Source organism: Ruegeria profundi (assembly GCF_001507545.1).
GTDB classification, from domain to species: Bacteria; Pseudomonadota; Alphaproteobacteria; order Rhodobacterales; family Rhodobacteraceae; genus Ruegeria; species Ruegeria profundi.
Genome location: NZ_LQBP01000001.1, coordinates 299593 through 315215 on the forward strand (window position 1 = coordinate 299593; position 15623 = coordinate 315215).

At 58.0% G+C, this 15623-nt stretch carries 12 protein-coding genes; 3 read left to right on the forward strand and 9 right to left on the reverse strand.

Annotated elements, in window-relative coordinates; translation table 11 throughout:
- Window positions 1-97: 97 nt before the first annotated feature.
- Complete coding sequence (locus AVO44_RS01470; protein ID WP_068331572.1) at window positions 98-2560, forward strand: penicillin acylase family protein; 2463 nt, start codon at window positions 98-100, stop codon at window positions 2558-2560.
- Between the two features lie 111 nt (window positions 2561-2671).
- Window positions 2672-3067, forward strand: coding sequence for a nuclear transport factor 2 family protein (locus AVO44_RS01475; protein WP_068332597.1), 396 nt, complete (start codon window positions 2672-2674; stop codon window positions 3065-3067).
- 3 nt (window positions 3068-3070) lie between these two features.
- Here the strand turns inward: AVO44_RS01475 and hflX are convergent, their stop codons facing one another.
- The 4 genes from hflX to trkA all read right to left on the reverse strand — a co-directional run bounded on the left by hflX (window position 3071) and on the right by trkA (window position 7621).
- A complete protein-coding gene (hflX, locus tag AVO44_RS01480) occupies window positions 3071-4342 on the reverse strand; it encodes a GTPase HflX (protein ID WP_068331573.1) in 1272 nt (423 codons plus the stop codon).
- Entirely contained in the window at window positions 4342-4581 is a 240-nt protein-coding gene (gene hfq / locus AVO44_RS01485) for an RNA chaperone Hfq (RefSeq protein ID WP_010440340.1), read from the reverse strand. The genes hflX and hfq overlap by 1 nt, the downstream gene beginning before the upstream one ends.
- A gap of 125 nt (window positions 4582-4706) precedes the next feature.
- Complete coding sequence (locus AVO44_RS01490; protein WP_068331575.1) at window positions 4707-6245, reverse strand: TrkH family potassium uptake protein; 1539 nt, start codon at window positions 6243-6245, stop codon at window positions 4707-4709.
- Window positions 6245-7621 carry a Trk system potassium transporter TrkA gene (gene trkA, locus AVO44_RS01495; RefSeq protein ID WP_068331577.1) on the reverse strand — a complete coding sequence of 459 codons (1377 nt, stop codon included), beginning with the start codon at window positions 7619-7621 and terminating at the stop codon, window positions 6245-6247. Before trkA ends, AVO44_RS01490 begins: the two co-directional genes overlap by 1 nt.
- 96 nt (window positions 7622-7717) lie before the next feature.
- Here trkA and AVO44_RS01500 point away from each other — a divergent pair, with 96 nt between their 5' ends.
- Window positions 7718-8197 carry a hypothetical protein gene (locus AVO44_RS01500; protein WP_068331579.1) on the forward strand — a complete coding sequence of 160 codons (480 nt, stop codon included), beginning with the start codon at window positions 7718-7720 and terminating at the stop codon, window positions 8195-8197.
- A 12-nt stretch (window positions 8198-8209) separates the two neighbouring features.
- Here AVO44_RS01500 and ntrX read toward each other — a convergent pair whose 3' ends face one another.
- The 5 genes from ntrX to dusB all read right to left on the reverse strand — a co-directional run bounded on the left by ntrX (window position 8210) and on the right by dusB (window position 15458).
- Window positions 8210-9619, reverse strand: coding sequence for a nitrogen assimilation response regulator NtrX (gene ntrX, locus AVO44_RS01505; RefSeq protein WP_068331580.1), 1410 nt, complete (start codon window positions 9617-9619; stop codon window positions 8210-8212).
- Window positions 9616-11904 (reverse strand): sensor histidine kinase NtrY-like, encoded by a 2289-nt coding sequence (locus tag AVO44_RS01510; RefSeq protein WP_068331582.1) that lies wholly within the window; start codon window positions 11902-11904, stop codon window positions 9616-9618. Before AVO44_RS01510 ends, ntrX begins: the two co-directional genes overlap by 4 nt.
- A 99-nt stretch (window positions 11905-12003) precedes the next feature.
- The gene (locus AVO44_RS01515) at window positions 12004-13371 is read right to left on the reverse strand and encodes a response regulator (RefSeq protein ID WP_068331589.1); all 1368 of its coding nucleotides are present in this window, start codon (window positions 13369-13371) and stop codon (window positions 12004-12006) included.
- 12 nt (window positions 13372-13383) lie between these two features.
- A complete protein-coding gene (locus AVO44_RS01520; protein ID WP_068331590.1) occupies window positions 13384-14478 on the reverse strand; it encodes a two-component system sensor histidine kinase NtrB in 1095 nt (364 codons plus the stop codon).
- The gene (gene dusB, locus AVO44_RS01525; protein ID WP_082677356.1) at window positions 14475-15458 is read right to left on the reverse strand and encodes a tRNA dihydrouridine synthase DusB; all 984 of its coding nucleotides are present in this window, start codon (window positions 15456-15458) and stop codon (window positions 14475-14477) included. Before dusB ends, AVO44_RS01520 begins: the two co-directional genes overlap by 4 nt.
- Between the last annotated feature and the right edge of the window lie 165 nt (window positions 15459-15623).

Genomic DNA, 15623 nt, shown 5'->3' on the forward strand with positions numbered 1-15623 from the left:
CGAAACGGGAATATTCGCGGGTTGCCCCTCTTTCGGTTGGAACCCCCATACACTAGTCTTGCCGCAACAAGAATTGGATCAGGATTGTAGGCCGTAGATGGGATTTGTGTTTCGCTGGCTCGTGCGTATTACAACAGGCCTGATCCTGCTGGCATTGGCCGCGGTGGCCCTCGTATATTTCCTCGCCAGCCAATCTCTGCCGGACTATGATAAAACGGTTAAGGTCCGAGGGCTGACAGCGCCGGTTGAGATCGTTCGGGATACAGCCAATGTGCCGCATATTCTGGGCCAAACTGACCCGGATGTGTTTTTTGGACTTGGCTATGCCCACGCACAGGACCGACTGTGGCAGATGACTGTCATGCGCCGCACAGCGCAGGGCCGCTTGTCAGAAGTATTCGGCACTCGAACCGTCCATGTCGATAAACTGCTGCGCCGACTGGACCTTTATGGCCTCGCCCATCGCTCGGTTGAGGTGCAGGACGATTACACAAAGGCCGCGCTGCGTGCCTATGCCGCCGGAGTGAACGCACGGCTGGAGGAAATCAACGAAAATGCCTTAGGCCGTGGCGCGCCCGAAATGTTTCTGTTCAATGCGGCTGTATCCCCCTGGCAACCCGGCGACAGTATCGCTGTGATCAAGCTGATGGGCCTGCAACTATCTGGCCACCTTCAGGACGAGGTACTTCGCGCCCGTACCTCATTGATGCTGAATGATTCCGAACGTCTGGCCGATATTCTGCCCGACGTGCCCGGCGCAGGCGTTGCAGCACTGCCCGAATATGCCGCTCTGTTTCCCGGTGTGCCGCGTTATGCCCAAGGCATGCCAATGCCCGAAACACCGCTGTCGCCCTTTCCGAAACGTGGCTTGGCCGGCGCATCCAACGCCTGGACTGCTGCCCCGTCACGCTCGGCCAGTGGCGGCACCTTGCTGGCCAATGACCCACATCTGGGCTTCACTGCGCCCGGCACCTGGTATCTGGCGCGGCTGGAACTGGCTAAGGGTGGTGTGATTGGCGCGACCATACCTGGTGTTCCCGCAGTGATGACAGGGCGCAGTGATCGGTTGGGCTGGGGTCTGACCTCGTCCTATCTGGACGATCAGGACGTGCATATTGAACGGTTGAACCCCGACAACCCCGAGGAATACCTGACCCCGGATGGTTACAAAGAATTCCGCACCCGTCCTTCGATCATTGAGATTAAGGACGAGGCACCCATCACCCTGACCCTGCGTTGGACGGAAAACGGCCCCGTCCTGCCTGGCAGCCACTACGATCTGGAGACGATCACCCCGCCCGGTCATGTCGCGTCACTTTCATGGACAGCACTCAGCCCACGCGACACGTCCATAACGGCTTCGATGGAACTTATGAATGCGGACAGTGTCAGGGATGCAATTGACGTGGCCGAGCTTTTCATTGCGCCCTCGCAGAACCTATCGCTGGTCGACAAAGACACGATCGGTATGAAACTGATCGGTGCCATGCCCAAGCGTGACCTGCGCAATCAAAGCCGAGGCCGTATTCCGACGCCCGGTTGGCTGGCTGAAAACCTTTGGCAGGGCCGCTTGCCGTATACCGATAATCCTGAATTCGTCGCGCCGGTTGGCGGCATACTGGGCAATACCAACAACAAGATCATCGACCGCCCCTTCCCGCAGCATGTGTCCTACGAATGGGGCGACACGCAGCGCGTGCATCGTTGGGAACGCCTGATGCAATCGCGCGAGGTCCACACCCGCGACAGCTTTATCGAGGCGCAACTGGATACTGTCAGCTTCACGGCCCGGTCATTGCTGCCGCTGATCGGTGCCGACCTGTGGTTCACCGGAGCGTCGGCCCCTGAAGGCACGCCGGAACGGCAGCGCCAGATCGCCCTTTCCCTGCTGGCTGAGTGGAATGGCGAGATGAACGAACACCTGCCCGAACCGCTGATCTATGCGGCTTGGTTGCGGGCGCTGCAAAACCGTCTGATCTCGGACGAGCTTGGCCCGCTGGCGGCAGAATACAAGCATGTCGAACCGCTGTTTATCGAACGGGTTTATCGCGACATCGACGGAGCGTCGGTCTGGTGCGATGTCCGCCAGAGCGCCCCGAACGAGACCTGCACCGACATGGCCAGACTGGCCTTGGACGACGCATTGATCTGGATCGGTGAAACCTATGGCACTGCGCTGGAATCCTTGCGCTGGGGTGACGCCCATCAGGCCACTCATGATCATCCGGTTCTGGGGTCGGTTCCCGTGCTGCGGTTCTTCGTCAACATCCGCCAATCCACCAGCGGCGGAGACAATACTCTGCTACGCGGTCGAACCTCGGGCGAAGGTCGGGACCCGTTCCAGAACGTTCACGGTGCTGGCTATCGCGGGGTCTATGACTTTGCCGATCCGGACAGTTCGGTCTTTATCACGGCCACCGGTCAATCGGGTCACTTCCTGTCGCGCTATTACGATGATCAGGCGCAGCTGTGGCGGCGTGGGGAATACATCCCGATGTCGCTGGATCTGGATCTGGCGCGGGCCGCTGCCGTGGGGGTCACTACCCTGATCCCGCGCTGATTTAGCCTGTTTCGGCAGGACCTTGCCCTTTTGTGTTACCCGCCGTGGACGCAGACCCGCCTTTTCGCCTACGATCTTAAAGGGTCAGTGTTTTGGACCGGGGGGGTACAGATGGCCAGTATTCGCGATAGGCTGAACAATCTCGCGCGCGACTATGCAATTGCCTGGAGTTCAGGCGACCCGAACGCGGTGGCCGAGTTCTTTGCCCCTGACGGGCAAATTTCGATCAACCGGGGCGAGCCAATTATCGGTCGTTCGGCAGTGGCCGAAATGGCGCGCGGGTTTTACACCGATTTCCCCGACCTTGAGGTCAGGTGCGATATGCTGCGCTGGGCCGGATCGCACGCGATCTTCGTCTGGACACTGGAAGGCCATCATGCCGAAACAGGCAACCATGTGGTCACGCGGGGTTGGGAAGAATGGGAGCTGACCGACAACTACAAAATCCAAACGTCGCTTGGTTGGTTCGATGCGGACGATTATCAGCGTCAGATCGACGGTGTCTGACGCCTAAAGCCCCGCAAATTGCGCTGCTTGTTTGTCGGTCCAAAGAACGGTGATCTGAAACCCATCGTCCGTTTGTTTTTCAGACCGAACCACATCCTGCCGAAACAGCCAGGCGCGCTTGTTGCCTTCGGCAAAATCCAACGAAAGCACTTCCTCGTGCCGTGCGCCCTGCAATTTGGCTGCAATTTCAGCCAAAAGGGGTTCGACGCCTTCACCTGTTACGGCTGAAATGGCAAATATTGCAGGGTCGCGGTCCGCCCGCTTCAGTGCCGCTTCGCGTTCTTCGTCGTTCAGCAAGTCGATCTTGTTCCACACATCCAACCGCGGGCGTTCGTCATCCACACCCAATGATGTCAGGATCGCTTCTACATCCTGTGCCTGCGCTTCAGTGTCTTCGTGGCTTATGTCACGGACATGAATGATGATATCGGCGCCCAGAACTTCTTCCAGCGTGGCCCGGAAAGCCGCAACCAGCTCGGTCGGCAGGTTCGATATAAACCCCACCGTGTCCGACAGGATCACCTCGGGCCCATCGGGGAGTTCGACCCGGCGCATGGTTGGGTCCAGCGTCGCAAACAGCATGTCCTTGGCCATCACCTTGGCCCCGGTCAGGCGGTTGAACAGCGTAGATTTCCCGGCGTTGGTGTAGCCCACCAAAGCAACGATCGGATACGGAACCTTGGCCCGCGCAGCACGATGCAGCGTTCGCGTCTTGACCACTTTCTGAAGTTGCCGGCGTAACCGCACGAGTTGTTCGTCAATGGCGCGGCGGTCGGCCTCGATCTGGGTTTCACCCGGACCACCGACGAATCCCAATCCGCCCCGCTGACGCTCAAGGTGCGTCCAGGCGCGCACCAGTCGCGTTCGCTGATAACTGAGCGCGGCCATCTCGACCTGCAACACACCCTCGCGGGTGCGGGCGCGGTCACTAAAAATCTCTAAGATCAGGCCGGTGCGGTCGAGGATTTTGACCTTCCAGGCCTTTTCAAGATTGCGCTGCTGCACAGGCGTCACGGGGCCGTCGATCAGAACCAATTCAATCTTGTTGTCGTGCAGACGCTCGGCCAATTCTTCGATCTTGCCACTACCGAACAACAAACCAGGCTGGGCACGTTGCAGGCGCACGATTTCTGACCCGATCACATCCAGGTCGGGCAAAGCGGCGGCCAAAGCCACCGCCTCTTCCAGCGCTGGTCCGGGAACGCGGCGCTGTTCATCTGATTTGATTTCCGGATGCAACACCCAAGCGCGGGTGTGCATCCTGTCATGTTCCATCAAGAGGCGTCTTCGCCCTCATAAAGGCTGATCGGCTGCGACGGCATGATGGTCGAAATCGCATGTTTGTAGACAAGCTGCGACTGACCGTCGCGGCGCAGTAACACGCAGAAATTATCGAACCAGGTGATGACACCCTGCAATTTAACACCGTTGATCAGGAATATTGTGACCGGGACCTTTGCTTTCCGTACATTGTTCAGGAACGCGTCCTGCAGATTCTGTCTGTCCGAAGCCATATTTTTATAATCTCGCCATTGTTCTTGCTACGCGCTGCGGACCAACGCGCTCCCTCCGGGTGAGTATGGAGTGTCATTAACCGAGTTTCCAGATGAAAAAACAGTCATTTCGCATATGACGATCGTTAGTCCCGCCATAGACTTGGCGTGATAAGGGCAATAATCGCCAAGGTTTCAAGCCGTCCAATTACCATTGCGGCACACATTGTCAGCTTGGCGCCCCCAGACAGGTCCACCAGACGAATGGGAATATCCGTAGCCAGTTCAATCACAGGACCCGTTGTGCTAAGCGCCGCAACGGTCAAAACCATGGCCTGTTCGAACTCGGCCCCCATCATCGCAAGCAACAGGTTGAACAGAGCCGCAGTCAGCGCGAACATCATAAGAAAGATCCACGCGATAAAGGCGCCATCGCTTTGGATACGCCGATTTCCGCCACCTACGCCACTGACGGATGAGGGGTAGATTAACCGGTCAATTTCGCGCGCGCCGTTCAGGTACAGGGCGAAGACGCGCAGCAACTTGACCCCACCCGCCGTGGTCGCAACGCCGCCACCGATAAGTGCCAAGCCCATCAGGATCAGACCCGGCGTACCCAGCCCGGACAATTGTTGGGAGTCGTTCCAATTGGCACTTTCAAATCCGGCCGTGGTCAGAAACGACAGGACCGTGAACAGCATGCCCCAAAAGACGTTCACCGCGTCGATCGGGCGAATCGTACCGCCAATTTCACTCACACCCGCCAGAGCACGAAAGAACAGAAGCACCGCAATTGCTATCGCGATCATTATACCGATCCGGAATTCGGGATCCTTGTCCAAACGCGTGTAGCCAGACGCAGCGGTATCCGATGAAAACGTCAACCGGGACAGCGCAAAGAACAGAAACAGGAATATGACCGCTTCGCCCGTGATACCGGCCTGCGCGCCTTCTAGCCCTCCGACCGGTGAAATGCCCGACGTCGCCATCGTGGACATGGCGTGACAGATTGCGGTCAGCCCCTGCTCACCCGAGACCAGAAGCAGCACCCAGATCACGGCGGTCAGGCCAGCATAGACCGGTGTCAGCGTGCGCGTAACGCGGATCAGACGCCCGCGCGGGTCAACCTTTTCGCTTTGCGCCACGCCCGAAACCGGTCGGCCGGGCTCCCCGCGTGCTGTCACCTCGAACCCGCCCAACGACAACGGTGCCAGAATCGCGGCGGCTGAAATCCACATCAGCAAACCGCCCATCCAGCCCACCAGTGCGCGCCACAGATGCATCGGGGCGGTCAGGCGATCGGGGTCTGGGAAAATGTCCGCACCTGTGGTTGTCAGCGCACTTACCATATCGAAATAGGCGTTGAGAAAGGTGGTGTTTCCCAGCGCATCATGAAGGGGGATAGCCAGGAACAGTGGCAGCACGATAAAGCAGCCAAGCAACACCGCAAGCTGCCCCAGCGTCCCGCGCCGTGGAACCCGGTTCATGGACGCCAGCGAAATGATCGCAACGACGAAAATACCCAGCAGCCCCGAGTAGAAGAACGACCGCGACACATCATGGTCATCCAGTGCCAATGCATAGATTGCAGGAACCCACATCGACAGTGAAAACACACCCCAGATCAGCAGAAACAACGGCAATCGCCGCAATAGCCTTATCTGTTGTGTGCTCGTGCGCTCCATTAGAAGAAGTCGATTGAAACTTGCAGCAACCGTTCAACCTCGGGCACATCCTTGGCCAAGGCAAAGATCGCCACAACATCCTTTTCTTCGATCCGCAGACTGCCCGACGGGCGCAGCACCTGATCTCCCTTTTGTACGGCTCCCACCAAAACGCCCTCGGGGAAATCAATATCGCGCAACCTCTGCCCTGCAAGCGGCGAGGTCGACAGAACCTCGGCCTCGATAACCTCGGCCTCGGCATCGCCGACTGAATAGACCTGCCGCACGCGCCCGTGGCGAATGTGGCGCAGGATTGAGCTGACAGTCGTGGCGCGCGGGTTGATATAGGCATCGATCCCAAGCGGCCCCATCAGCGCCACCATGCTGGGGTCATTGATCAGCGCAATCGCCAAGGCGCACCCTTCGGCCTTGGCCCGGACAGCAGCCAGCATGTTCGCCCGATCATCATCAGTCACCGCCAACATGGCGTCGGCTCGTTCGATCCCGGCCTCACGCAGCAAGGCGGCATCCAAACCGTCCCCGTTCAGAACAATCGTCCTTTCCAACGCTTCGGCAGCCAGTTCGGCGCAATGGCGGTCGCGTTCGATGATCTTGGCGCGAACCCGGCTTTCGCGTTCTTCCAATGAGCGCGCGACCTCAAGGCCCACATTGCCGCCACCAACGATCACCACACGGTCTTGTTTCTTCTGGGTCTTGCCAAAGACCTCCATCGTGCGGTCCACGTCCTGAACGCTGGTGAAGACATAACATTCATCACCAACAAACAGTTGATCTTCGGCTTCCGGAGCGAAAAGGCTGCCTTCGCGTCGTACACCCACAACGATCGAGCTGAGGGTCGAAAACAGGTCTGTCAGCTGCCGTAGCGGTGTATTCACGATCGGACAGTCGTCGTCGATCCGGATGCCTAACAACTGCGCCTTTCCGTCCATGAACATTTCGGTATCGAAGGCCGAAGGGGCTGAAAGGCGGCGCATGGCGGCGGCGGCGACCTCACGTTCCGGGCTGATGACCACGTCAATGGGCAGGTGATCCCGGCGAAAAAGGTCCGAGTGGATCGCCGCAAGATAGGATTTCGACCGCAGACGCGCGATTTTGCGTTGGATTGAGAATACAGAGTGCGCCATTTGACAGGTGACCATGTTCACCTCGTCCGAATGGGTCGCGGCAATGATCATGTCGGCGTCGCGCGCTCCGGCACGGTCCAGCACATCGGGGTAGCTGGCAAAGCCCGCAATCCCCTGCACATCCAGTGTCTCAGTCGCGCGGCGGACCAGATCGGGGTTGTTATCCACCACTGTCACGTCATTCAGTTCGCCTGACAGGTGCCGTGCAATCTGCCAACCCACCTGACCGGCGCCGCAAATAATGACCTTCATGTTCCTGGCCTTTCTGCCTGAATTGCTTGAATGACAGATGCCCCCAGAGCGGTCAATTCATTTGTCATCGGGGTGAAGCTGCGGCAAGATAAGTGCATGAAAACAGTGCTTCGTTTGCTACTTCCTGTTGTAATCCTGTCGTCTTGCAGTCCGCTTTCGCTGTATTACCGCGAAGGCGAGACCGTGTCTCGCATGCAAGCCGAAACCCAAAAATGCCAGGTCGAAGCGTTGCAGGATGTGCCGGTTGCAAACCAGGTAAGGCAAAGCCCGCCCACCTATTGGCCCGGCCGAACGTATTGTGATGGTCGGGGCCGCTGTTATCGCTCGGCCGGCTGGTGGCAGCCCGGCCAAGTCTACACGGTCGACGTCAACAAGACGCTACGCAATCAGGTCGAGGCGCAATGCATGGCCCAGAAAGGGTATCGCCCGGTCAGCCTTCCACCCTGCAAACAGGGCGTAAAATCACAGGTGCCAAGAACGCGAACCACAACACTGCCACCGCTGAGCACGCAATCGTGCTTTGTAAAAATCGAGGGCGGTTCGTTCCAGATCATTACGCCCGGTCAGGCAGGGTAACGCCCCGGCGAATTACTCCGCCGGTTCTGGTTCATCCAGCTGCGCCACCCGCGCGCCCGATTTGTTCGATGTCACAACGCCCAGTGATTTCAGCTTGCGGTGCAATGCGCTGCGTTCCATCCCGACAAAGCTGGCGGTGCGGCTTATGTTGCCACCGAAACGGTTGATCTGAGTTAACAGATATTCCCGCTCGAACGCTTCGCGTGCCTCGCGCAATGGCAAGGTCGCCAAAGCCCCCGACAGGACAACACGACCCGAATCGTCGGTCTTTTCCTCTTCGGTCGGCAATTCCTTGGCCTCGATCGGACCAGACCCTTCGCCAAGGATAAGGACACGCTCGATCAAGTTCTTGAGCTGTCGGACATTGCCGGGCCACGTCATCGTCTGCAAGAGCGCCACCGCCTCTTCCGAGATTTCGCGTATCGTCAGACCCTGAGATTCGTTGCACATCTCAATGAAATGCTGAGCCAAAACCGGAATATCCTCGCGGCGTTCTTCCAATGACGGCACTGCAATCGGTACCACATTCAGCCGGTGATACAGCTCTTCTCGGAAGCGGTCAGCGGCAATTTCCGCCTCAAGATCACGATTGGTCGACGAGATCACCCGCAGATCAACGCGCACTTTGTCTGATCCACCAACGCGCTGGAATTGCTGGTCGACAAGCACACGCAAAATCTTGGACTGCGTGCCCTTTGGCATATCGGCCACTTCGTCGAAATACACCACGCCACCATGCGCCTCTTCCAGCAGGCCAGATTCAATGCCGCGCTCAGGCGTTTCACGACCAAACAAAACCTCTTCGACCCGTTCAGGTTCGATCCCGGCGCAGTTCACGGTGACGAAGGGAGCATTGGCGCGGTTGGAATGCGCATGGATATACCGTGCTGCGATCTCTTTGCCCGATCCGGCCGGACCACTCAGCATTACCCGGCCATTTGACTTGGTCACTTTGTCCAACTGGCTCTGCATCGCACGGAATGCAGCGGATTTGCCGATCATATCCGAGTTCGTGACCTCTTTACGTTTGAGCGATGCATTCTCGCGGCGCAGGCGAGAGGTCTCCATCGCGCGGCGGATCACCACCATCAATTGGTCAATATTAAAGGGTTTTTCAATAAAGTCATACGCACCCTGTTTAATCGCCGCCACGGCGATCTCGATGTTTCCGTGGCCTGAAATTATCACCACCGGCACATCCGGGTTGTCGCGCTTTACCGCCTTGAGTATGTCGATACCGTCCATGCGGCTGTCTTTCAGCCAGATATCCAGAATCAACAGCCCCGGCGGTTCGGAGTTGATCTCGGCCATGCACTCATCCGAGTTGCCAGCCAGCCGGGTTGAATAGCCTTCGTCCTCCAGAATGTCGGACACCAGCTCGCGAATATCGCGTTCGTCATCTACGATCAGAATGTCACTCATCTTTGGCCTGCTTTCAGTTTGTTAGTATGAATTGCCTGCTTTTGTGGCGCTGTCGTCGGAGAGAAATTGCCCCCCGGTAATCGGATCACGGCCATCGCACCGAAATGGTCCTGTCCGTCAAATTTGGGGGCATCTTCCAGCGTCAGCGCCCCGCCGTGTTCTTCGATAATCTTTTTGACGATGGGCAGGCCCAAACCTGTCCCTTCGTCCCGTGTGGTCACATAAGGCTCGAACAAACGCGCGCGGTCTTCGGGCAATCCGACGCCGTTGTCAGCAATCGTAATCACCGTGCCCGCATCATCTCGGGTCACGTCCACCTTGATCTGAGGTTTCAGGTCTTCCGGCGGTCCCTTTTGCTTGAGCGTTTCAATCGCCTCACCTGCGTTCTTGATAAGATTTGTCAACGCCTGAGACAGCATCGTTGCATCCACATCCGCAAGGATTTGCTGATCCGGCAGCGTGGCATCAATTTGTACGTCCGGTTGTCCGGCTTGCTGCAGCAACACGGCCTCACGCACCAGTCCAACCACGTCTTCTTCGCGTCGATCCGGTTGCGGCATGCGCGCGAATTTCGAGAACTCGTCGACAATGCGTCGCAGATCGTTGGTTTGCCGCACGATCACGGTGGTCATGGATTCAAGGCTATCGCAATCCTCTTCGTCCAATTTGCGCGAGAACTTGCGTTTGATGCGTTCAGCACTCAGCTGAATTGGGGTCAGCGGGTTCTTGATCTCATGCGCGATCCGCCGCGCAACATCGCCCCACGCGGCCATTCGCTGCGCACTGACAAGATCGGTCACGTCATCGAAGGCCACCACGTAACCTTCAAGCCTGCCATCTTCGCCCCGGCGGGTCGCCATGCGGACAAGCAGATTTTCCAACTGACCCTTACGGGTCACCTTGACCTCACCCTGAACCGCTTCTTGTCCGCTTTCTTTGAGGCTTTCAAACAGCGGCAGAAACTCCGGAACCGCGATCCCGATCGAGAGTTTTTCATCCAAGCGCGTCCAGTCCAGCAACCGTTCCGCAGACCGGTTTACAAAAGTCACGCATCCATCCGGATCAACACCCACCACGCCAGACGTCACCGAGCTGAGAACAGAATCAAACAGCCGCCGGCGGCGTTCGATCTGGCGGGTATTCTCAAGCAATGTGTCGCGCTGGCCTTTAAGTTGCCGGGTCATCTGGTTGAAATACCGGCCCAACATCGCGATCTCATCATCGCTGGCCTCTTCGATCACCTGCACACTCAGATCCCCGGCCCCAACGCGCTGTGCAGCAGTCGTCAATCGACCCACGGGGCGTGAAAGACGTTCCGCAAACCACATGCCCAGCGACATAGCTGCCAGGATAAGGATCACAGCAAAGCCAAGGTAAAGCAGGCCAAACTCAAAAAGCACCCTGCCCCGCTCGCTTTCAAGCTGTTGGTAGAACTGCGCCGTTTCCTTGGTGTCATCCAGCAGCGTCAACAACTGGCCGTCGACCTCGCGGCTGACATACAGATATCGGTCAAGATACGCCCGCAACGGAACCAGCGCGCGGAACTCATTGTTTTCCCAGTCAGCGATGATCAAAACACCATTGTCCGAGGATTCAACAAATTGTTCCGGCGTTGGCGCTTCGTAATCGAACAGATAAGACCGATCCCCACGCGAGCGGATTTCGCCGCTGCCATCAATGACATAGGCCTCACGCAGGCCGCGCTGGATTTGCGCCTGACCCTGCGCCAGAACCTCACGCAGTTCGGCGTCGGAAATGTAGAAGTCCAGATTTCTGGCGTTGTCGAGATACCGCGCCAACACCGCAGCGTCCTGCGTTAGCCCCTGCCGATGTTCTAGTTCATAGGCTTCGGCCGCTGTAAGGGACGAACCTACCACCTGCCGTACACGGTCGGAAAACCAGCCTTCCAGACCGATATTCACCGTTAATCCTGCAAAGATCGCGACAGTGACCGTCGGCACCAGTGCCAGCAGCGTAAAAGCGCCGATCAGCCTCAGATGTAGCCGGGAGCCAGCCGATTTCTCGCGGCGCGCTGCGATCAGACTGAAAACCTGACCGAGAACCAACGCGGCGACGACCAGCACATAGACAAGGTCAGCCAGCAGGATCAGGCGCAATGTCGGCGCGGTTGCTCCAAGGTCAAATGGACCGATGACAAGATACGTGGCCAACGCCAGCGCCGGCCCCAGAAGAACCAACCCCAAGGTGCCGAAATTGCGCAGTTTTCGGGATTTCCGCCACCGATTGATCGCTGGAATAGGCCCGCTCTGTGCCCGGGTTGCCACCGTCTGCCCTCATTCTGATGTGCCGCTTGCGCGACGAACCGCCATATGTCGTGGTCCTTGCCGGACGCTGGCCCGGATGCCACGGTTTGTGTGGCGATATTACATCAGTTTACGGCGTCGTGTCACCTGAATATCGAGGTCCGTTATCTTTTTGCGCAGCGTATTCCGGTTAATCCCCAATAGATCTGCACATTTCGCCTGATTTCCACCAGTTGCGTCCAAAGCCAGCTCGATCAGCGGGGCTTCGACCTCGCGCAGGATGCGCTGATACAGACCCGGAGGTGGCAAAATATTGCCGTGCAGGTCGAAATAGCGACGCAAGTGCCGCGCCACCGAAGCGGATAATTTTTCGCGCGCACCATCGCCCAAGACGGGTTCAGCTTCGGGCTGCGTGCCCAACACCATCTCTACTTCGGCCTTTGTGATCTCGTCAGCTCGGCTGGTCAGGCTGAGGCGGCGAATGGCGTTTTCAAGTTGCCGCACATTGCCCGGCCACGAATAGCGTCGGACCAGTTCTACCGCCTCGGGGCTCAGCCAGCGCTTGGCGCCGTGCTCACGTTCCTCCCGCGCTAAAAAGTGCTCGGCCAGCAATGGGATGTCGTCAACACGCTCGCGCAGGGCCGGAACATGAACGGTTGCGCCGCAAAGACGGTAGTAAAGGTCCTGGCGCACCCGGCCGCTCTCCATCGCTTCGGTCAGGTCCGACTGGCTGGTGGCCATAAAGCGCGGTACATGATCGCCGGGTGTATCCATCATCCGAACGATCCGGGCCTGAAGCTCGTCTTCAATATCTGCGATTTCATCGATCAGCAGCGTACCACCGCGCACCCGGGCCATCACCCGTGCCGGCCCTTCCAGGTCACGCAAATCCGAGGCTGTCACCGTCGCAAAAGGTAAAGTACGCCGATCCGAGAAATCATGAATGGCCCGCGCAATCAGAGACTTACCTGTCCCGCTTTCACCAGAAATCATCACTGACAAATCCGTGTTCATTACCCGCGCCACCAACCGGTACAGCGCCTGCATGACAGGTGTCCGCCCTATCAGCGGCAGCTCCTCGGGGCGGTCCTCGGAGGGTTCCGCCACGTCCGTTTGCACCCGCTGTTTTTGCTCCAACGCCCTTGCAGTGCGTTTCATCAGATCAGGAAGGTCAAACGGTTTGGGCAGATAGTCGTAGGCGTCCGCCTCGGCGGCCTGTATCGCGGTCATAATCGTGTTCTGAGCGGATATGACAATGACCGGCAGGCCCGGGCGATCCTCGGCGATCTTGGGCAGCATCTCCAAACCATTTCCATCCGGCATGACCACGTCTGAGATCACCACATCCCCCTTACCCTCACCAACCCAGCGCATCAGCGTGGTCAGTGATGAGGTCGCGTGAACTTTGCACCCCGCCCGGGTCAGGGCCTGCGTCAGAACAGTGCGGATCGTGCGGTCGTCATCTGCAACCAGTACAGTGCCATCCATCAGGTGCTCTCCTTACTCTGCGCTCTCTTGCGCCGTGATTTCGCTTGCCTCTTTGGGTGCCCGCCTCAATGAGATGCGGAACACCGTGCGACCCGGCACCGACTCGGCTGATATCCAGCCGTCGTGGTCCGATATGATCTTGCTCACCAGCGCAAGCCCAAGGCCGGTGCCATTTTCCTTGCCCGATACGAAAGGGTCGAAAATATCGCCGCGGATCTTCTCGGGCAAACCCGGCCCGTCGTCTATGATCTCTATTTGCAGGGGCAGCATATGCCCCGAACCGTCGCTGCGACGAAGCCGAAAGGAATGCTCGTAATAGGTACGTAACCTTATGGTTCCGCCTTTGGGATCAGCAGCTTCCGACGCGTTCTTGAGTAGGTTCAGAACCACCTGCAAAAACTGATCCGGATCGCCGTAAGCCAGAGGCAGCGAGGGATCGTAATCCTCGATGATCCGCATATGTGCACCGAACCCCAGCAAGGCAGAACGCCGCGCACGATCCAGAACATCGTGTATATTCACCGGCTTGAAATCGGGCGGCGAAAGGTTTCCGAATTGCTCGACCTGCTCTAACAGCTTTACGATACGTCGGCTTTCTGCCACGATTAAATCGGTCAGTTCAAGGTCTTGCGGCGAAATGTTCATGCTTAGTAATTGCGCCGCACCCGTAATACCTGCCAATGGATTCTTGATTTCGTGCGCCAGCATCTCAGCCATGCCAATCGCCGACTGTGCGGCCGATTTGACCGTGTTGCCCCGCGTCATGCGCCCGGCCAGTTCGCGCGGGGTGATGATCATGATCATTGACCCCTGATGCCCTATCAACGGCGCGATTTGTAACGCACATTGCAGCGGCGAGCGGTTGCCTGATCCAACATCCACGTCATTTACAAAAAGCGGCGTGCCCTGCTTGCGCGCACGCTCAAAGGCTTCTTCAAGCGGAGCGTCCACGGCGATCTGATCCCAGACGGGATGCCCTAGCACGGACTTCTGCGAGGCATTCAGAAACCCCTCACCCGCCGAATTTACATCGGTGATCCGATCCTCGACATCGATGATGAACGCCGGAACAGGCAGGGACGCCCAAATGCTTTTGTCTGAGTTCACGCAGCCGCCTCCGCATCCGCGCAGAGCGCATCGCCCAGCAGGCGCATCACCTCTTCTGTATCGCGCGAGGTCAGAATGGCGCGGCGCAACGGCGCTGGTGTTCCGGCCTCATCCATGTACCAACCCAGATGTTTGCGCGCGACGCGCAGGCCAAGCTCAGACCCGTAGAACTCCAACATGGCCTGATAGTGCGTGCACACCATATTGACCAAACTGTCACCCGTGGGAATTTCCGGAGCGTCTGTACCATAGAGGTCATGACATACCTGTGCCAAAAGCCACGGTTTGCCCTGCGCGCCCCTGCCGATCATCACGCCATCTGCACCGGATTGATCCAGCGCGGTGCGCGCGGTCGCCGAGTCCACGATATCTCCGTTCGCGATGACGGGGATCGAGATAGCCTTTTTCACCGCGCGAATAGCCTGCCAATCGGCGTTGCCCTTGTAGAACTGGCATCGGGTACGGCCATGGATTGTAACCATGCAGATGCCTGCATCCTGCGCGCGCCTCGCGATTTCAGGCGCGTTCAACAGGGCATCATCCCAGCCCAGCCGCGTTTTCAACGTAACCGGCAGATCGACCGCCCCAACCACAGCTTCAATCAACGTCAAAGCGTGATCGGGCGTTTTCATCAGGGCCGAGCCGGAATACCCGCTTGTGACCTTCTTGGCCGGGCAACCCATGTTTATATCTATGACGCGCGCTCCGCGGTCAGCCACCTGACGCGCGGCCTCGGCCATCCAGTACGCCTCACGCCCCGCCAGCTGAACGGCGGTGTTTTCCACATTCGCAGACAGTTCGGCCCGTTCTCGAACACCGGGTTTAGACTGAACCATTTCCTGGCTGGCGACCATCTCACTCACGACCATGCCTGCGCCAAAACGCATCACCAGATCACGAAAGGGCCGGTCCGTGATTCCGGCCATCGGCGCCAGCATGACCGGCGGGTTCAGGGCTTTGTCAGCAAGTTGAACGTTCAAGGTGCTTAATCCTTAGGCAGTTGCAGGTTTGATATAGAATTGAGCGCATATGAACAACAAATCGACCCCCGACAAGCCCGCAAAATCATCTCTTGCCTATTTTTTAGGCAGATTGACGCGGGTGATTGCCTCTGCATTCACCACAGCCTAAACATCACCTTCGAA

Excerpts from the sequence above, each read along its gene's own strand:
- AVO44_RS01515 (WP_068331589.1), bottom strand. The coding sequence starts at position 13,371 with ATGGATGGCACTGTACTGGTTGCAGATGACGACCGCACGATCCGCACT.
- trkA (WP_068331577.1), bottom strand. The coding sequence starts at position 7,621 with ATGAAGGTCATTATTTGCGGCGCCGGTCAGGTGGGTTGGCAGATTGCA.
- AVO44_RS01490 (WP_068331575.1), bottom strand. The coding sequence starts at position 6,245 with ATGGAGCGCACGAGCACACAACAGATAAGGCTATTGCGGCGATTGCCG.
- hflX (WP_068331573.1), bottom strand. The coding sequence starts at position 4,342 with ATGGAACATGACAGGATGCACACCCGCGCTTGGGTGTTGCATCCGGAA.
- AVO44_RS01475 (WP_068332597.1), top strand. The coding sequence starts at position 2,672 with ATGGCCAGTATTCGCGATAGGCTGAACAATCTCGCGCGCGACTATGCA.
- AVO44_RS01500 (WP_068331579.1), top strand. The coding sequence starts at position 7,718 with ATGAAAACAGTGCTTCGTTTGCTACTTCCTGTTGTAATCCTGTCGTCT.
- hfq (WP_010440340.1), bottom strand. The coding sequence starts at position 4,581 with ATGGCTTCGGACAGACAGAATCTGCAGGACGCGTTCCTGAACAATGTA.
- AVO44_RS01470 (WP_068331572.1), top strand. The coding sequence starts at position 98 with ATGGGATTTGTGTTTCGCTGGCTCGTGCGTATTACAACAGGCCTGATC.
- ntrX (WP_068331580.1), bottom strand. The coding sequence starts at position 9,619 with ATGAGTGACATTCTGATCGTAGATGACGAACGCGATATTCGCGAGCTG.